General features: G+C 39.5%; 16 protein-coding genes. 11 read left to right on the top strand and 5 right to left on the bottom strand.

All coding sequences use genetic code 11. From position 1 onward, the window contains the following. Positions 1 to 493 precede the first annotated feature (493 nt). The 6 genes from ACZ5QV_RS14475 to ACZ5QV_RS14450 all read left to right on the top strand — a co-directional run bounded on the left by ACZ5QV_RS14475 (position 494) and on the right by ACZ5QV_RS14450 (position 7,363). A complete protein-coding gene (locus tag ACZ5QV_RS14475) occupies positions 494 to 1,006 on the top strand; it encodes an NADH-quinone oxidoreductase subunit B family protein (protein ID WP_464600472.1) in 513 nt (170 codons plus the stop codon). Positions 1,007 to 1,659: 653 nt separating this feature from the next. Continuing rightward, positions 1,660 to 2,790 carry a hypothetical protein gene (locus tag ACZ5QV_RS14470; protein WP_464600471.1) on the top strand — a complete coding sequence of 377 codons (1,131 nt, stop codon included), beginning with the start codon at positions 1,660 to 1,662 and terminating at the stop codon, positions 2,788 to 2,790. Between the two features lie 83 nt (positions 2,791 to 2,873). Beyond that, on the top strand, positions 2,874 to 3,317 hold the full coding sequence (locus ACZ5QV_RS14465; protein WP_464602116.1) for an NADH-quinone oxidoreductase subunit B family protein: 444 nt from the start codon (positions 2,874 to 2,876) through the stop codon (positions 3,315 to 3,317). Positions 3,318 to 3,454: 137 nt separating this feature from the next. Next, positions 3,455 to 4,084, top strand: a complete 630-nt coding sequence (locus tag ACZ5QV_RS14460; RefSeq protein WP_464600470.1) for a hypothetical protein — start codon at positions 3,455 to 3,457, stop codon at positions 4,082 to 4,084. Positions 4,085 to 5,016: 932 nt separating this feature from the next. Then, positions 5,017 to 5,850, top strand: a complete 834-nt coding sequence (locus ACZ5QV_RS14455) for a hypothetical protein (protein WP_464600469.1) — start codon at positions 5,017 to 5,019, stop codon at positions 5,848 to 5,850. A gap of 7 nt (positions 5,851 to 5,857) precedes the next feature. Beyond that, positions 5,858 to 7,363 carry a hypothetical protein gene (locus ACZ5QV_RS14450; RefSeq protein ID WP_464600468.1) on the top strand — a complete coding sequence of 502 codons (1,506 nt, stop codon included), beginning with the start codon at positions 5,858 to 5,860 and terminating at the stop codon, positions 7,361 to 7,363. Between the two features lie 1,138 nt (positions 7,364 to 8,501). On the opposite strand, the gene ACZ5QV_RS14445 is transcribed toward ACZ5QV_RS14450, so the two are convergent. From ACZ5QV_RS14445 to ACZ5QV_RS14435, 3 genes are all read right to left on the bottom strand, one after another. Then, positions 8,502 to 9,437, bottom strand: a complete 936-nt coding sequence (locus ACZ5QV_RS14445) for a fibronectin type III domain-containing protein (protein ID WP_464600467.1) — start codon at positions 9,435 to 9,437, stop codon at positions 8,502 to 8,504. 87 nt (positions 9,438 to 9,524) lie between these two features. Next, positions 9,525 to 10,997 carry an IS66 family transposase gene (tnpC, locus tag ACZ5QV_RS14440; protein ID WP_464599339.1) on the bottom strand — a complete coding sequence of 491 codons (1,473 nt, stop codon included), beginning with the start codon at positions 10,995 to 10,997 and terminating at the stop codon, positions 9,525 to 9,527. Between the two features lie 85 nt (positions 10,998 to 11,082). Further along, a complete protein-coding gene (locus ACZ5QV_RS14435; RefSeq protein WP_464600466.1) occupies positions 11,083 to 11,481 on the bottom strand; it encodes a S8 family serine peptidase in 399 nt (132 codons plus the stop codon). Positions 11,482 to 11,613: 132 nt separating this feature from the next. Here ACZ5QV_RS14435 and ACZ5QV_RS14430 point away from each other — a divergent pair, with 132 nt between their 5' ends. Beyond that, the gene (locus tag ACZ5QV_RS14430; protein ID WP_464599431.1) at positions 11,614 to 13,278 is read left to right on the top strand and encodes an IS1634 family transposase; all 1,665 of its coding nucleotides are present in this window, start codon (positions 11,614 to 11,616) and stop codon (positions 13,276 to 13,278) included. Positions 13,279 to 13,299: 21 nt separating this feature from the next. Here the strand turns inward: ACZ5QV_RS14430 and ACZ5QV_RS14425 are convergent, their stop codons facing one another. After that, positions 13,300 to 14,115 (bottom strand): S8 family serine peptidase, encoded by an 816-nt coding sequence (locus ACZ5QV_RS14425; RefSeq protein WP_464600465.1) that lies wholly within the window; start codon positions 14,113 to 14,115, stop codon positions 13,300 to 13,302. A gap of 64 nt (positions 14,116 to 14,179) precedes the next feature. Continuing rightward, a complete protein-coding gene (locus ACZ5QV_RS14420) occupies positions 14,180 to 14,452 on the bottom strand; it encodes a phage tail protein (RefSeq protein ID WP_464600464.1) in 273 nt (90 codons plus the stop codon). Between the two features lie 335 nt (positions 14,453 to 14,787). Between ACZ5QV_RS14420 and ACZ5QV_RS14415 the strand changes: the two genes are divergently transcribed. From ACZ5QV_RS14415 to ACZ5QV_RS14400, 4 genes are all read left to right on the top strand, one after another. Continuing rightward, positions 14,788 to 14,946 carry a hypothetical protein gene (locus ACZ5QV_RS14415; RefSeq protein WP_464600463.1) on the top strand — a complete coding sequence of 53 codons (159 nt, stop codon included), beginning with the start codon at positions 14,788 to 14,790 and terminating at the stop codon, positions 14,944 to 14,946. Positions 14,947 to 15,114: 168 nt separating this feature from the next. Then, complete coding sequence (locus ACZ5QV_RS14410) at positions 15,115 to 15,303, top strand: hypothetical protein (RefSeq protein WP_464600462.1); 189 nt, start codon at positions 15,115 to 15,117, stop codon at positions 15,301 to 15,303. A 977-nt stretch (positions 15,304 to 16,280) separates the two neighbouring features. After that, positions 16,281 to 17,432: an acyltransferase gene (locus tag ACZ5QV_RS14405; protein ID WP_464600461.1), complete on the top strand. Its 1,152-nt coding sequence runs from the start codon at positions 16,281 to 16,283 to the stop codon at positions 17,430 to 17,432. A 265-nt stretch (positions 17,433 to 17,697) separates the two neighbouring features. Then, a complete protein-coding gene (locus tag ACZ5QV_RS14400) occupies positions 17,698 to 18,369 on the top strand; it encodes a hypothetical protein (RefSeq protein WP_464600460.1) in 672 nt (223 codons plus the stop codon). Positions 18,370 to 18,424: the final 55 nt, after the last annotated feature.

Below are 18,424 nucleotides of genomic sequence, written 5' to 3'. Positions count from 1 at the left end.
CAGAAAAAAAACCACGGAACACACGGAACACACGGAACACACGGAAAAAAGAATGCCGGAAGACGATAATTACGGTTGTTCTGGCGTTTTTTTTGTGGTTAAGATGTATTAACAGAAAAAAACCACGGAAGAAACGGAAAAGCACGGAAAAAGAATGCCGGAAAGATGACATTTACGGTTGTTCTGGCGTTTTTTTTGTGGTTAAGATGTATTAACAGAAAAAAACCACGGAAGACGCGGAAAAGCACGGAAAAAGAATGCCGGATAGATGACATTTACGGTTGCTCTGGCGTTTTTTCGTCCTCTTGAGGGAGCATAGCTCCCGAAAAGGACCCCGTGCTCCCGAAACGGAACTCGGGTGCCGAAACGAAACTCGGGTGCCGAAACGAAACTCGGGTGCCGAAGCGAAACTCGGGTGCCGAAACGGAACTCGGGTGCCGAAACGAAACTCGGGTTCTGCGTCAATCCGTGGTTAAAAATGTGAGGAAAGAAAATGGTAAACCCTCTGACCTACGTATTCCGCCCTAAAGTTACTGAAAAGTTCGATTTCGCCGATTCCGAACTTGAAGAAATCGGCTCCGCCCTGAAAAAAGAAGTTCACCATACCCTGGGCCGGAGTCTCACCCTCCGCGCACTCGACACCGGCAGCGACAATTCCACTGAAATCGAATTGAACAACCTCTCGGCCCCCCATTACGATATCGCCCGTTTCGGCATATCCTTTGCAGCCTCCCCCCGCCACGCCGATGCCCTGATAGTCACCGGAGCCGTGACAAATAACATGGCCCCGGCCGTCCTCAAAACCTACGAGGCCATGCCCTCCCCCAAATACGTAATAGCTGTCGGCGACGACGCTTGCACCGGTGGGATTTTCAGGGATTCTTATGCAGTGCTGGGAGGCGTCGATAAGATTTTACCTGTGGATATGAAAATTCCGGGGAACCCTCCGAGTCCAAAGGAGATTCTGAAAGGGTTGCTGGCTTTTATGAAACAAGGTTTAAAGTAAGAAAATAAAGAGAGTGGGGTTATTTTATCTATTATTGGGGGGTCGTTTGTTTATACAAGTTAGCGAAGTTGTTCCTGGATGTCACCAATAACAAAAACGTTTATATTTTTACTAATCAAAAAACTTGTTTAATATGTAAGTCAAAGGTTTTAAAGACTTGATTTTGGGCATTGTGCTGGGTGTCATTGACTGTCAAACAGAAAATAATAACGCAAATGCTGAGAGCATTCAAATCCGCTTTATATGAAACATGGAACGATACCTTTAAATTACATTGCTTCGATTTTGCGGCTACTCAGGAACATACAGCAACGGCTTAGAATTTTTCATTGAATAATCTATGCATAATCAATTGAACATATTGATTTTCAAGATCAAGGTTATAGGAAATTGTTGCGAAAACGAAGGCATTTATTACGATTCCTCAATTAACCGAAGACGAGTGTACTAAAATTTACTGTTTTTATATAATGCCTCATCATTACGATTATAATACAAATATTGAGTTATTAGACTTAATGATGAGGATTTTAAGTTTATATTAACAAAAAGGTGAACTCTAGTATTGGGGTGACAAAAAATATATGAAGTATGTAGTAATTTACTTCTGTTTATTTTTATGGATCTTTTTTTCTTATATAATTTTCATAAAATTGGAAGCAAAAAAATCATTCAAAGAAATTTATGGAATTATTTGTAGAGACAAAACAAAAAATAACAGAAATAAATTAAAAAATAATGAAAAAAAAGTTATTAAAAAGTTATATAAATACTTACTCAACTGTTCGCAAGAAGAGTTTTTAATATATAATTACAAACATGGTGCATTATTATATAATACATATAGTTACTTTATTATAATATTTATAATTGTTATATCGGGAATTATTGCTAATCATTTTGAATATATAAACAATTATACGTACCTATTGACTTTATTTTTGACACTTATATTATTATCAATACCTGAAATATTCGTATTGATAAGAACAAAGAAAGAAAATACAATGAGATATAATTCTATTATGCTCATATCAAAATTTAAAATTGTTTACACTGTTTATTTTATACTGATGGGGACTTTAATAGGTTTTATCATATGTTATATACTATATAACAAAATAACTATTCAACAAAATCAAGAAATAATCACAATGTTTGAATCAATGAAGCAATGGATAGCTACATATCTTACTATATCGTTCGATTCTTTCGATTCTTTCGATTCATATGGTAAAAAATATTCAAATCAAATATCGTTTTCAAGTATTTTATTTACATACGCAATTGGTGGAACAGTAATATTTTCGTTCGCTGATCACTACTGCAAGCAATTTAGAATACTTGAATCAAAAATGCATAAAACAAAAGAGTTTTACAATGAATGGTATTTAAAGAATAAAATATTGAATTTAGACCTTAAACAAAGTGATAACTTTTATAGAGCTTTGAATGAGCTTAGATATCATATAAAACCTTTCGATTATATTAATATTAGAGAGAATTTTGTTTTATACAGAACATTATCTTATTTTATTGCTGCGTTTTACATCGGAGGCATTATTTTTCTTATAGGTAATGACTATTTAGTAAGCATTTTATTTCAACTGTTTATACCAACATCAGCATTATATTTTTTGACATTGTATTCTATATTTACAACAACTGTAATCCAAAAAACAAAAAAAATCAATTTAGAAATAAATTCAAAGAGATCTCCGAAATATAACAACAAATTTGAAGAAAATGATAATAAGTATTATATAAATGAAAAAAATAATTAAAATTTTTATGGAAATTGGCTCCGTTCATAAATTACATCAATATTTATCTAATTTTACTTATTTTACGCATCTGATTTTTCAGAATTTTCAAAAAAAGCCCGGCCGCCTCCGTATGGAAAATCGAAAAAAAACAGGAAAGAAAAGCAGGGGCTCAAAAGGAAGTCGGCAGCGACAATTCCACCGAAATCGAACTTAACAACCTTTCGGCCCCCCACTACGATATCGCCCGTTTCGGCATATCCTTTACAGCCTCCCCCCGCCACGCCGATGCCCTGATAGTAACCGGAGCCGTCACAAATAACATGGCCCCGGCCGTCCTAAAAACCTATGAGGCCATGCCCTCCCCCAAATACGTAATAGCCGTCGGCGACGACGCCTGCACCGGCGGGATTTTCAAGGATTCTTATGCAGTGCTGGGAGGCGTCGATAAGATTCTGCCTGTGGATATGAAAATTCCGGGGAACCCTCCGAGTCCTAAGGAGATTTTGAAAGGGTTACTGGCTTTTATGAGGCAGGGTTTGAAGTAAGAAAAGAACGGGAGTGGGGAAAAGATTCAGATAATATTACCTGTGACTTTGAGGATATCATTATTCAGAAGATATAATTATTATTATATATATAATGTGTGTAATATTATCCTATACGGAAAATGTAAGGGATACTTATGGATAACTCAGATAAGGATAACTCAGATAAGGATAACTCAGATAAGGATAACTCAGATAAGGATAACTCAGATAAAAAACTAAAGATGATTACATTCATAATCCTTCTTCTAATTGAGGTACTTTTTGTTTTGAAATTATTTATTAATGGGCCAGATTCACTTTATTTCCTTATTTTCGGAACAGCCATTTTGATGGTGCTACTTATTAAAATTTCTGACCTCAAATCATTTGATTTGTTTGGGGGTAACTTTAAAGCTGAATTCCAGAGTAAACTTAACGAAACAAATAGACAAGTCGAAGAAACTAAAGATAAAGTAAAAGAAACAAACACTAAAGTGGATGAAACAAAAGATAAAGTAGAAAAAATGTTTTTATCAACAATGTCAGGCCCAATGTACCACAATTTAAAGAAATTAGTTAACCCTCCATTTGGCAAATATTTTATGACAAATGGGCTTAAAAGAGAGTTGTATCATCTGAGATATATTGGTTATATTAAGGTTACATCCGAAAGTCAAGGTTCTATTTCAAAAATTCCTCAAGAAGGTGAGGATCTTTCAAAGTATGTTAATGTTACAGATGTTGGGGATGAATTTATAACGCAAAGAGAAACAATTGCAAAATGAAAGATTTTTTATTCCCCTTATGAATTATGGTAGTGGGGGCGAGTTACTGAAAACCACAAGCATAAGAACCCACTACAGTTTTCCAAAACACGGAGAATGTGCTCTTTTTTTCAGGTTTGATCAATGACTCACCACCACGACCTAGAATGTTAAGTTAAGACTATTTCAACAAATTATCATTTTTGTGCAGTAAAATGATACGAGAGTGCTAAAATTTGGAATTGGGTTGAACATTACTTTTTCATAAAAATCATCAAAAAAAATATATATAAAAAGCACACTAGCTTATAATAAGACATTATTTATAATACATATCAAATAAAATGTAGAGGGGGCTAAGTTGACTGCGTGATGGGTTAGTGTTGATGTTGGAGCTAAACGACAGTGTCATGAATTAACACAAAAGTGCAATGTGTACTTTCATTCCTATGGGGTCAAAAAGAGGTTGGATTTTTGGCTCACAAAAATCCCACCATAGCGGCCCGTTTTACCTCTACGTGCCTAATATGGCGTTTTTTACTGCAGAATGGTAGATATATTGTAGTGGAACCATCGTACAACAACATGATTTATATACAAAAACTACTCGGCGTAACAAAAACGATAGCTTGAAGACGAATACTCAATTGAAAATTGGCTCTCCAAACTCAATATTTCCAACCCCATAATGACGCCATAGTTTCATTCTTTGTGCCTGTTATTCGAAAAATATCATGTTCGTTTTCTATAAATTTGAATTCGAATTTCTTATCATTGTTTGAAAAACAAGTAATGCTTTCGATTTCATAGAAAAATTGACGCACTGCCAAAGTCAATTGTGAAATTTAAACTGTTTTTAAGACAGATTGTTGAATGTATTTTTGAAATTATTCATAAAATAGAGGTTATTGAGCAATTTAATGTGAAAATTCGGAAACGGAGGGATAGATAGTATGCCAGCCATTTTAGAAATGAAAGATGGTGACCCTTATTGGTGGAACAGCCCTGATATTTGGGTCGTTCCAGGAAATGATCCAAATGGTTCTCCAGGTCAACCCATTGCAGGTGAACCGGCTTTTCTGTGGGGGAGAGTCCATAATAAAGGAGATAATACTGCATCAGGCACACGTGTAAACTTCTATTGGTCCAACCCGGCAACAGGGATATTGCGAAGTAATTCAACCCTGGTAGGTTCGGCATTCGTTGATCTAAATCCAAGAGATACAAAGGATGTCCTATGTGTAATTCCATGGATTCCTGAAATTGTGAATGATGGGCATGAGTGTCTAATCGCTGAAGTTATCCATCCTGGTGACCCACTGCCTTCCCCGTTGCCAAACGAGTTTGATCCATTCAATTACAACCAGATCGCTCAGAAAAACCTTACTGTTTTGGCTATGAAAAAAAATGCAATGGTAATGGCAATACAGTTAACTGCCCCCATTAGAAAAAAGAAGCTATTACACATAAAAACCGAAATTGGGGGTGAACTGGACAAACAAAGCCTTATTCAACTGGGGTTGAAGAATTTTCAGCCTGTGGGGTATGATTCTTTGAAGATTGGACTTTCTCTCGAATCCGGTTGTGGTGATTTGAGTAGGGAACGATTAGAAAAGGAGATCAAAATATCCATCAAACCTGGCACGTCAAAAGCCATTTACTTTAATGTTTGGCCACAAGAAGAACTGAGGCCAGAGACCTATGTGCTGCTTCATGTCATATCTCGGGACGAGGAAAAAATAGAGGGCGGAATGACATATATAGTGATTAATTCTGAACAGAGGTGAATATTAAATGGCCATTACACCAATGGACATACAGACACGTCCTTTTTCAGTAGAACCATTCACTAACATTATGTTACCTGATGGCATTTTTGACACAGCCATTAAGAAACAGCGGATTACATGTTTTTGCACGAACACATCAGGGGTGACACTTAATAAAGTAACAATATATCTTGAAGGAGTTGGAGACCCCGGAATCTTGCCTGTTGCTCAAAGTTATTTCTTCCAAGAGATTAAACCGGGAGCGTCTGTTCGTGTGTCGTGGTTTGCTGATTTTGAAAATGGTTCACCGGGGAAAAAACTCGTAAGCTTTATCGCACAGGCGCAGGGGATGTCGCCCGTAAGAACACTCAAGCATATCTTCGTCTCGAAGACAACACGTGATGTCACGACTGGTGAATATACCTGTATCGTTGAAGAAGGCATTTTCAAGGTCTCAAACTTTGAGGTCATAGGACCCAAAAATAAATGGCAGCCCTGTAGTGAAAGATTAATGGATTGCCGGCCAACACAGGGACCTTGGGTACCAGCCAAGATGTCAATGACCTTTTACCCAAATCCACCTTACACAGGCATTCATGGTGATTTACCTTTTAGCGATCCCTGGTGGAAGATCCTTGGCTGGATTGTAGCAGCTGTTGCTGCTATTGTGGCCATCATTGCGGCGGCCGCGGGTAAAGGCACAGCGGGCACTGCTGTTGGTGGAAACTTCGACGAGACAACGGGCGACATCAATTGCTGTGATCCAGCTCCGGGAGGTGGGCCTGGTGCTGGTACGACTGTTGCTGGAGTTGCATCCGCAATTGCTACAGGAGCTGTGGCCGTGGGTCTTTCCGACGATGCTGATCCCTGGTGGCGTGGTCAGGAAGCCACACCACCAGTCAGGGATGAACTAACGATTGCTGAAACAGTCAATGTTGAGTTTGATTATCCTGATGGCGCTCCCAATGCTGGTGTGCCTTACCAGGTTCATGTCAAATGGGATTATCAGCGCATCACAACAGGGAATACGTACACACATTCTGTTGAAGAAACACAAAAGAATAGTCATATTAACGAAGGTGTAGAGGTAGAAGTGCCGGATGTACATAACGCCTTCGCAAAGCCATTGATTATCAAAACGAGGTTCAAACGTGAGAACGGTAAGCTATTCGCCGGTGAAGATCTTTACGCATTCTCGCTGCTCCGATCTCCGGATGATGTGTACTTTATAGTCAATCTTTCAGATGACGGTATTGAACATGATGAGAAACCCAATGATGGTATCTACACCGGCTCAATACACATGGAGAAAATTTATAAGACCCTTTTGAAGCACAATTTAAAACTCGAAGGATTATGGCATTTGTACGTCTTCGCACAAGACGTGAATAATGCAAAACCTGAAATGCTCCCACAAATCGCTGCTAAACAGATAGGTGGATTCGTTGTTGCAAGTGGTTTGCAAATTACCTTTGATCCAACTCTGCCTTGCCCATTGAAATCTCAGGCAACAGTTAGAGTAGTGTCTTAATCTTGAAATCTCTGGTTTTTCAACCATTTACAAGGCAGTGGGGACCATGAATATTATAACCCAAGTTTGACAGATCTCTTTAATTAATAGAGTATTTTGTCACAAAAAACGCATTGTATAGGCATAATGTTCATTTAAATCTGCAATAATTCTCAATATATATAAACTACAATAAATAAATGTAATTGTATGGCAAAAACAGAAGCATGAAGCCCATCTATACATTTAAAAATGTATGCTTCTGTCAAATTAGGGTTATAAAATTAATATTAAGGTCCCCAATATTTGTAATATTAACCGGAGCTGTCACCCACAACATGGCCCCCCTTTATGAATATCTACAAAAATCTGCCAGTTTACTTTTCCGAGGATTGCCACACAGGAAAAGGGGTTCTCAACGGCCGTAAGGCAGGGCTTTTAGTGATTGATAATAAGAAATTGGAACTCAAAGAAGTCGTCCACCTCTTTTGAAATCATTTTTTCCACAGTTCCGGGCTTGGCCTTTTTTTGTATATCGAGCCAAAAGAGAAAAGAAGGTCGGAAGTAAAAAAGTTCGAGTTCCTGAAAGGCCTTCGGCCCGCCTCTTTTCCAGAAACTCCGGAACAAAAAGAGCCACGGAAAAGTGCACGAAGCTGGCCGGGACCGTAAAAAAATAAAGAATAAGTATTAAAACTACGATTTCCGTCCGCTTGAGCGCAGCGAAACGGACCCCGTGCTCCCGAAGCGGAACTCGGGCGAGACATAAAAGGAAAACAGGCCCGGAATCGAAAAAGTTAGAGTTCGTGAAAGTCCTTCTGCCCGCCTTTTTCCTGAAACTCCAAAACAAAAATAGCCACGGAAAAGTGCATGAAGCTGGCCGGCACTGCAAAAATATAAAACATAAGTCCTAAAACTACGATTTCAGTCTGCTTGAGTGAGCAAAGCGAGCGAAACGGACCTCGTGCTGTTGCACTTGCAGTGCAACTCCCAGTAAATCTTCGATTTACTGCGATCCCGAAGCGGAACTCGGGACGGACACAGTGCTCCCGAAGCGGAACTCGGGACGGACACAATGCTCCCGAAGCGGACGGTTTTTGGCATTGATGGTGATGAATTTGTGGGGGTACGGGCTGTTACCTAGGATCGGTCTTTTATTTATTTATTCCGGAGGGATCTCCCCTTTTACAAATACATCATCGATATACCAGCCGGAAAAACTGCTGATAACTCTGTCAGTTCCGAACCTGAACCGTATGATTACATATTTTTCGTCAAATGCTGAAATATCAAAAACTGCTTCATGCCATCTGGCGCCAACATAACTGCCATAGGCAGGAACCGGCCCAAGTGGATTGCCATTGCTGTCATCTATAATCGCCGGGTATCCGCAGGATGGCGTTATTTGTATCCAGGAACTGCCGTCATCACTGGATATTTCAACAATCGCCCCATCATAGCCGGTTTCTGTGTTGTAAAAATGCTGGAATGTTAACTGCGTTGACCTGATTCCACCCAGGTTGATAAGAGGTGATACCAGCGAAGCGTTCATGGACTCTGTCCCATAGTCCCCGGAAAGGTTGGTTGCCCACACGTTTGAGCCCGAATAGGCGCATCCGGGGCCTGATGCCGGACTGCCGTGCTGCCAGTTGTCCCCGGTTCCCGAATGTGTCCAAGCTCCAGGCCCGTTTTCCATGGTATCCTGGAATACTATTACAGGAGTTGTTGTTGTTGTTTCGGATACTTCCAATAACCCTGACGGATTGCCGACATTGTCGATCACTTTCATGCCGAAGTAATAGGTGGTACTGTTCAACAGTCCTGTAACTTTAAATGTCTCTAAAGAGCCTGATCTTTGTGGTTTTGGTTCACCTGAGGCTTTTATTGCCGAATCCCAGTTTAGATCGGTGAGGGGAGATGTAGAATACCTGATATCATATAATTTTGCAATTCCGGTGTTTCCATCATCTCCGGTAGCCTTCCAGGACAGAGTAACGGAATAAAATGTCCTGTTACTGACAGTAAGATCGGCGGCTCCAGAAGGAGGAACAGAATCGGCTTCCAGGCAATTATAGGCATTTAGTCTTCCTCCGGTCACTGTTTTTCCTTCAAGGGCCGGGACAGGGTCTACTGCTGCTAATAACTTTTCGTAACTATTCAGCCTACTGATAAAAAAAGCATAGTTTCAGCTAATGTTGCAACTATCGGATAATAGCGGCGCTCCATTGAGCGCCGCTCGAATAGCATCCATGACATTCAAGCTATTCTTTCTAATAGTGGATATGTATCCCCGAATTCTGCAGAAAGCTACCGCTCCTTCGATGCTTCGGAAAGTTCCCGAAATCTTCTGTTGTAGCTTCATCATTCTGATGTCTCGCTCTGCTTGATTATTATCAAATGGAACTCTCAGGTCATTGAGGAATTTCAGAATCCTATCCTTGTATTTTATGAACCTATCAAGGAGATTCTTTGCTTTTGTTTGTGCTGGTCTTCCTCTTTTTTTAACCTGTTTTGAGAGGTCAGGAGGTGGATTTTCTTCAATTCCCTCTTTAATTATTTTATCGTATATTTCCTCGAATGCCCTGACTTTTATTGGATCTATTGGAATTTCCATTTCTCTGCATTCGTCGGTATATTTTTTTACTTCACTCAGAAGTTCATTTACTTTTTTAGCCCATTGCTGCTCAAAATTCTCTTCAACTCCAGTGAGGTCCCTCTTAAGATGAGCATTGCAGAGAGCATGTTCACATCCATATTTGTTGTATGATGCCCAACCATCATGAACTACTACCCCCTTGTATTCTGGAAGAAAACCCAAAGCATTCATTGCCTCTGATCCTCTTTTTGGATGTACAAAATAGTATGTCCACAGACTGTTTGAAACAACATGGAGCCACCATTTTGTCCCTAAAACCCTCATTCCTGTTTCATCACAATGTACAGAATAGGCTACCCGTAGATGTTCGAAAACAGCTTTTTCGAAAGGTTCCAATTTCTGGAATAATTCCTTTTCAGCTCTTTTTATGGTAGCAGGGCTGATACGTATTCCATAAAAGTCCTCTGACAAATCACAAATCCGTTTATAAGGAATCAATTGAAAGTTCCTTAAATATACAAGAGAGGATAAAAGGCGAGGTCCATATTGAATAGGGAATTTTATAGAGTCTGGAAAAGTACCTTTGTTTATTTTCCCACAGTGAGGGCATTTCTTGGACTCAGCACGATGTTCGGTAAATATGATGTTCACAGGAGGAATATCAGCTTCTTGCCTGCGTTCACAGTCCCGAACTTCAGTATCTTCAAGATCATGACCACAATTTTCACAGCAGTGAGGGGAATGAAATATTATATGGTCAGGATCCCCAACCATTTCGAAAGTACTTCCAGAATGACCTTTTTGACCACCAGGTTTTTTCCCACTTCTTGTGCGGCTACTCTTAGGTTTAGGTTTTTCATTCACAAAAACGTCAGTAGAAGGAGGTTTACTGCTGTTTTGGCTGTTTTGATTTAGACGAGCCTCTAAAACCCTTACACGTTCCTCAAGTTCAGCAATTTGAGAAGCCTGTTTCTCTATGATAGTCTCAAGTCTCTGAATTACAGCAACGACTGCTTCAGGGCCTTCTTCATAGATTTCAAGAATCTCTTCACGTGTAAGCATGATACTGAAGAGATAGAGTTATTTTATATGCAATTTTTCCTCGAAACGAGGAAAAATTGCCTTTGTTCAAAGTATGGCTGAATAGTTACAACTTTTCTTTTAATTCTTCACCGGTGAGTTCCGGATCCCGGGCTTTGATCAGACCTGCCACGCCTACCACATGCGGAACTGCCATAGAGGAGCCGCTATTATATGCATAGGAATTTCCGGGAACAGTTGAATATATTTCAACTCCTGGGGCGCCTAAATCTACTGACGATGCCCCGTAATTGGATAAAAAAGACAACTGGTCATTATGGTCCGTTGCAGCAACTGAAACTATGCTGGGAACGTCATAGCTTGCAGGGTAATATGGTGAAAGATCGGTATCAAGCCGGTAATCACCTGCAGCTGTAACAAATAATATTCCTGAATCACCGGCAACTGATATGGCATCTTTTAACTCAGCTTTCAAAGAAGAGCTATTTTTGCCTTGATTTGCCACAAAAATCAGTGGCAAGGAAGATCCGTTAAAAAAAATATTTGTAAGGCCTAAGTTCTAAATTACATTTAAAAAGCCTATTGTATCTGTTTTTTGAAGAAATATCTTTATATACGTAGAACCTAAATTTATATCATGGTTTTTTTAAAACAGAAAATAATCAACGGTAAAAAATACTGGTATATTATTAAAACTGGCAGAATTGATGGAAAAGTGAAAACTATATTTCAGATATATTTAGGCAATGCCGAAAAAATATTTGAAATGAAAAAACAGAGTGAATCATTGCCCTACATGAAACTGAAATCTTTTGAGTACGGCAAACTTGCCGCACTTCTTCATGTGAATGAAGAGCTTGGATTCGTTGACATAGTGAACAAGCACACTATGAAAAAATCAATCGATGGTTTAAGTGTCGGAGAGTATCTTTTACTTGATATAGTGGGGAAATCTCATGGAGTTTTAAGTGAAAACGGTATTGGGGAATGGTTCAAAAAATCGGCCTTATCTTTTAAGTGGAAATTCCCTCATAAATTAAATTGTCAGAATTTTTTGAATCATATGAATTACATTGATTCCGACACAATGAAAAATATTGAAGACGATTTGTGCCGAGTTCTCATCGAAAAAGGACTAACCCCTTCAGTACTGTTTGTGGATGAATCAAACTGGTTCACTTATGCTACCAATTATGATGAAAAAAGTGAATTGCTTCATAAAGGGTATAACAAAAAGCATCGTAAAGACAAAAATCAGGTATCTGTAGCGCTGGCTGCTAATGATTACAACTTACCTTTTATTCACGAGACATATCCAGGAAATGTGCATGATTCAGAGGAATTTTCAGGTCTGGTTGACAAAATAGTAAACCGTCTAACCGAATTGAATATTTGTTCGGAAGACCTTGTTCTTGTTTTTGATAAGGGAAACAATTCAAAGGACAACATTGAAAAAGCAACTTCAAAGATGAATTTTGTAGGGGCTGTAAAAGCAAATCAGGCAGATGATCTTCTTGAAGTGCCATTATCTAAATATCAATTTTTATATGAAAGCTCAGAAGGCCACAAAATTTATGGCTATCGGACAAAGCATCAGTTTTACGGGACAGAATTTACAACAGTAATTACTTTCAATGAAGGAACTCACAAACTTCAAAAAAGAACTTGTGAGTCAAATATGTCAAAAATAACTGAGAATCTGGAAGACCTACAGAGGAGACTGGAAAGCAACAGAGGAAAAGCAAGAAACAGGAGCAGTGTAGAAAAAGAGGTTGCAGACATTATTATCAAAAAATACAGAAGTATGGTGAAATATGAAATTACTGATGCTCCTGAAGGTAAGAAAAAACCTCAGTTAAAGTTCTGGATTGACGAAGAGAATAAAAATAAGCGCGAAAATTCATTAGGAAAAAATATACTATTTACAGATAAGCACCGTTGGCACACTAAAAAAATTGTGCAAACATACAACAATAAAGGCGCTATAGAGGATGATTTTAAGCTATTGAATGATCACCTGCTTGTCCCTGTGGGACCGGTGTACCACCACAAAGATGAAAATATCAAAGTTCACGTATTTCTGTCTATAATTGGCTTACTTTTCTACAGATATTTAGCCTGGGAGACAAAGAGATATGGTCTTTCTATGAGAAGACTAATTGAAAATTTGTCCGAAATTAGGCTGGCAGTTATCCAGGATAAAGAATCAAATAAGTGTAATATTATTCTGGAAGAGATGAGTACAAAGCAAGCATCATTATTTTCTTTCTTGAACCTGGGTAATTACCTGCCACCCCAATAAAAACGTCATCAGTAGGATTATTCATTCCTTAGGCCCACACAAACAAAGCCGCTTGATAACGGAAAAACATGCATCTTTGAAAGTAAAGTTTAAGTCCTGGTTATATTCGATCTCCCCCCAGCTGTTGCTTATTATGTGTGCGCCCATCATGGTCGCGTACTTTATGCAACTTATGGCATCATCTGTTGTACCAAACCCATTACTATCGAAAAATTTGAGCGGCATTATTTTTACATTCCAGTTGACGCCTGCTATACCGGCGCTATCGTTGCCTGAAGCTCCTATTATTCCCGCACAGTGTGTTCCATGTCCTGTGTAGTCATCGTCATAAGGATCATTGTCATTGTTTGCAAAGTCCCAGCCATGGACATCGTCAACAAAACCGTTCAGGTCATCATCTATCCCATTGTCAGGAATTTCCCCGGGATTTGTCCAGATACTGGCAGCCAGGTCCGGATGGGTATAGTCGACTCCGGTATCAATAACTGCAATTATTACTGCATCATTGCTTCCTGTTTGCAATTCCCAGGCTTCCGGAGCATCGATGTCAGCATCAGGGATCCCCCCCGTCTGTCCCGTATTATCTAAGCCCCAGGACCTGTTAAAGTAAGGGTCATCCGGGATTCGAGCAAGATTAACTATGTGATAGGGTGCCGAATTTTCAACGTTCAAATCGCTACTAACTTCATCGTTCAAATCCCTGCCAATTTCATCATTCAGATTTATTTTAGTTTCATCAATGGTATTCTCTAAATTGCCGTTACCCGATATACCCTGAAGTATCGCCGTTCCGGTTATTAAGAAAATTATTATGAATATTAAGGCTATTAACTTCATGTTACCCGAGTAATTGTATGTAAAAATAGAAATGGAAAAAAGGTTCCTGCGGGGAGGAACCTATTTACACCTGAGCAATGGTGTGGTTATGACTTGGCATATTTGCGACAGTCAGAGTTACAGTTTCTGCTCCGCCTTTTTCACCCAATCTGACATTTGGTCCTGACCCGGCATGTACCGGCACACGACCGCGAAGATCAGGCAATCCGAAGGTGGTTCGACCGTCTCCACCGTAGGTCGTACCCAGGATAGAGAAGAGAGCCGTGTTTTGATTTATAGGGAGAATCTGTCCATCACAGAAAGCATAACCTCGAGGGGCAAAGTTTCCAGCAAACATTTTTATTTCACCTATAAAAGGCTCTGAATTTCGGCTTGGGTATACCCCAACAAGTGCAATGATGTAATTAACTCCTAAATAGGGTTGCTTATTATTGAAAGCCTGGGAGCTTCCAGTATATTCTGTATATAACCTATGTGTGTTGTTATCCCGGGCATCAAAGACGTTTACTTCACCGTCTCCGTTAATGTCCTCTTCTGGATCAGCTATCCCGTTTTCATTCAGGTCCCAGCATGAAAATCCTCTCGGTCCCTGGGCATCAGAAACATTTACTTCACCGTCTCCGTTAATGTCCTCCTCCAGATCGGCGATACCGTTTTCATTCAGGTCCCAGCATGAAATGCCGTCCGCACCATCAGCTCCTGATGGTCCCGTTTCGCCCTGTGGCCCTTCTGGTCCGGTTGATCCTGTGTCACCCTGTGGCCCTGTGGGTCCCTGCTCACCCTGTTCTCCTTGAGGTCCTGTTGAACCCGTTTCACCCTGTGACCCTGTGAGTCCCTGCTCACCCTGTTCTCCTTGAGATCCTACGGGTCCCTGTTCTCCTTGAGGTCCTGCTGGACCCGTTTCGCCCTGTGGTCCTACTGATCCCTGTTCTCCTTGAGGTCCTGCTGGACCCGTTTCACCCTGTGACCCTGTGAGTCCCTGCTCACCCTGTTCTCCTTGTGGTCCTACTGATCCCTGTTCTCCTTGAGGTCCTGCTGGACCCGTTTCGCCCTGTGGTCCTACTGATCCCTGTTCACCCTTTGGTCCTGCAGATCCCTGTTCTCCTTGTGGTCCTACTGATCCCTGCTCACCCTGTTCTCCTTGAGGTCCCGCCGGCCCTTCACTACCTCGACTACCTGAACCCTTAAGCCCCTGTTCACCTTGCTCGCCCTGTGGCCCTGTCGGTCCCGCTGGTCCCTGTTCGCCTTGCGGCCCCATTGGCCCCTGTTCGCCCTGTGAACCATTTCCCACGAGGCGAAGGGAACTTCTCAATTGCGGCCCTATTGGCCCCTGTTCGCCCTGTGAACCTGCTGGATCTGCCGGGTTCTCTGAACTGAGAATTAGATCTAAGTTGTCAATTTGCTCTTGCTGATCAGCAATCTGCCCCTCCAGAATACTTATCTTCGTCTGTAAACCCAGAAACCCCAACCACCCGTTCCCAAGTCCTGATTGTATATTTGTACCTTCGCCGCCCTGTCCTTGAGCCTGGTCCGCTAAAGCCAGACCAGGGATCGAAGATATCATTATAAAAACTACAAGTAAAGCTAAAATTTTTCCTTTATAAGTTCTCATTATTCCTTCACCCTTTTATTTTTAGTACATAGCAAAGAAAAATCGCAAAAAAAATGAACATTGTGTCATATTTTGCTGTAAGCCAATCTCGAATATTATTTTTTAGGAGTTAATGGAATTCCTTTCTGAATTTACAGTGAATTCCTGCTAAGTCCTCATTAGTATTCTTGAATTCCTACTTAGAGGGCAATCTACACACGTGTTTAAAAGCGATCCTCACTATATATTTAATTTGAATATATTAAAGAGTAATTGCTTCTCTACTTATTATAATAATACATATTTACAGTATAATAAATAAGCATATGTTTGCCAGGAAAGCTGCTAAATATCTACATCGCAAATCCTCATTTATGATTGTAATTTTATAAACACAACTTGCCGAAAATTATTTATAATATGTTAGTTCCTAAAAGCAGATTAGAATATTAGTTTCTTGTGAATAGTGCCTATAGTTACGTCACTTACAAAATAATGCAGATATTTTCTATAAGTCTTTTTTAAATAAGTTTTAAATAATAACTGTAGTATGACGGGCATATGGAAGGAAATTATGAAAAATCATGCTAACAGTTCATTCCATAACTCCCGGGTAGGGGAAATTGATTTTTTAAGAGCCTTTGCAATCCTGGCAGTAATAGCAATTCATACGTCTACAAACTTTTCAAAAATATTTAATTTAAATCCCCTGGTAATATTTAACCTGCTAATTGATGTTTTTTCCCAGTATGGTGTTCCTCTGTTCATTTTCATATCAGGGTTTGTATTGTCGAATAAATATTACGGACCCTTTTCGGTAAAGGAATTCTATAAAAAAAGAGTAATATCAATTCTCCCACAATATATTATATTTTCAATTCTATATATTTTATTCTTTGCGGTTTTATCCAATAACCTTCCGTCGTTTTCGGAAATTTTTTTGAAAATAATTACGGCAAATAGTGCCATTCATATGTGGTTTTTTTTAACCATTATGGGCTTTTATATATTTTATCCGGTTATTTTATATATTTATAGTTATTTTGATGAGCGGGAGAACCTCTTTACTTTTCTGGCACTCTCATTACTTATCCAGGTAGCGTGGTCCATATCGGTACTAATTATTGAAACCGGTGGATACGAGCCATTATTCATATATCTGGCAAAAAGGATCTTTATTCCATATCTTTTTTACTTCGTTTTAGGAATCTATGTTAGTAAAAATTTTCATATTGTATATGCTTACATGGAATCAATAAATAAATATAAAGTCATATCATTTTTGATTTTAGCCCTCATCACAATAATTATCTCATTTTTCTGGATAGTTGGTTTCGGGTATTATGTAAAAGGTTTTGATTCCTTTTATTCCATGTCCACCCTATATTTTGCTATCCCGATAATCCTCGAAGTTTTATATTATCCGCTTATATTCTTCTTTCTCTTCGAGGCATCAAGAAAACTCATGAAAAGAGAAAATCTGCTGACATCAATATTTTATTCTCTGGGCAGGTATTCGTTTGGAATATATTTAGTCCACTTTTTCTTCATAACTCTGATAATAATCCAGTTAGAGCATTTTAACATTTACAGTGACAATTGGGCATTTTATCCGATTCTTTTCGTGGGAACAACTCTTTTAAGTTTATTAAGTGTCAGCCTGATGTCTAATTTACCTTTCAGTGAATTAGTTTTCGGGGGCGCTGGTAATAGGAAAAGTATATAATGACATAACAATTACATTTTTAGATAATAGATCTGCCTGGTAATGTGCAAGTAATTCGTCAATAAACATCCCTTAATCAGCAAATCTCTAACCAGCAAATATCTCTAAAATAGTGATCAACTTGGCCGAAAATGAGATAACAAAAGAAACTTCCGCAAATTCCCTAAATGATGAACGTGGCAAGGGAGCAAAACCGGGTAAAACACCTAAAAATTATATTCCATATTTGATTCTTTTTGCCTCATTCTTACTGGTAATTGTATACTTGCTCTCAAGCGGAGTATTCAGCCCGGATTCTTCATCAAATCCCAATCTTGAGGGGGACGTCTACATTGAGCCGGTGTTGTACTCCGGCGAGATCCCCGAGCCTGACCTTAAGCCCGAATTTGCCGCTCTGTTTCTTGATAACGTCCCGGGAACGAGGCGTGTGAACCTCCTGATGGACCCTATGAACGTGGAAACCGAAGGAAAATTTGCATCTAAAGTGGTGGATCAGGCTAACGTACTTTATATTAACGATTCAGTCCAGACAGATTATGAGATAGAGTACTCCGTATACGAAATGGAAAGTCCCGAAGCAGCCAGTCAGGTTCTGGCTTATTATACCACTGAGAAAAAGTGGAATACAGTACCGATGCAAATAGGAAACATTACATTCTGGCTCTGGGAAGGCTATAAAGAAAACGCCCGCAGACCAGTTAACATGGAAATCTACTGGGACAACAGCAGTAACGGAGCTTTCCTTCCCATCGACCGCCGCGGTACTTATTATATTTCCCGTTCAAGTGACGAACTCATGTGCCTCCACGGGGAATGCGCTAAAGATAAATATTTCGTCATGGTGGATATCCACGCTCCCATGTGGAAAGTGAATGATTTTGGAAACTATTTCGTATCTATTCAGGGTAAGGGTGGCACATTTTCAATCGCCGCATGAAGTGAACTTATAGTAGGTATATTATTCTTTATTAGTGTAGATATGTATCCCCTAA

The organism is Methanosarcina baltica (genome assembly GCF_055394095.1).
Note: the sequence above shows the minus strand (reverse complement) of the source record. Positions and strands in the feature narration are given on the sequence as shown.

Excerpts from the sequence above, each read along its gene's own strand:
- ACZ5QV_RS14475 (WP_464600472.1), top strand. The coding sequence starts at position 494 with ATGGTAAACCCTCTGACCTACGTATTCCGCCCTAAAGTTACTGAAAAG.
- ACZ5QV_RS14460 (WP_464600470.1), top strand. The coding sequence starts at position 3,455 with ATGGATAACTCAGATAAGGATAACTCAGATAAGGATAACTCAGATAAG.
- ACZ5QV_RS14455 (WP_464600469.1), top strand. The coding sequence starts at position 5,017 with ATGCCAGCCATTTTAGAAATGAAAGATGGTGACCCTTATTGGTGGAAC.
- ACZ5QV_RS14450 (WP_464600468.1), top strand. The coding sequence starts at position 5,858 with ATGGCCATTACACCAATGGACATACAGACACGTCCTTTTTCAGTAGAA.
- tnpC (WP_464599339.1), bottom strand. The coding sequence starts at position 10,997 with ATGCTTACACGTGAAGAGATTCTTGAAATCTATGAAGAAGGCCCTGAA.
- ACZ5QV_RS14430 (WP_464599431.1), top strand. The coding sequence starts at position 11,614 with ATGGTTTTTTTAAAACAGAAAATAATCAACGGTAAAAAATACTGGTAT.
- ACZ5QV_RS14425 (WP_464600465.1), bottom strand. The coding sequence starts at position 14,115 with ATGAAGTTAATAGCCTTAATATTCATAATAATTTTCTTAATAACCGGA.
- ACZ5QV_RS14420 (WP_464600464.1), bottom strand. The coding sequence starts at position 14,452 with ATGTTTGCTGGAAACTTTGCCCCTCGAGGTTATGCTTTCTGTGATGGA.
- ACZ5QV_RS14415 (WP_464600463.1), top strand. The coding sequence starts at position 14,788 with ATGAAATGCCGTCCGCACCATCAGCTCCTGATGGTCCCGTTTCGCCCT.
- ACZ5QV_RS14405 (WP_464600461.1), top strand. The coding sequence starts at position 16,281 with ATGAAAAATCATGCTAACAGTTCATTCCATAACTCCCGGGTAGGGGAA.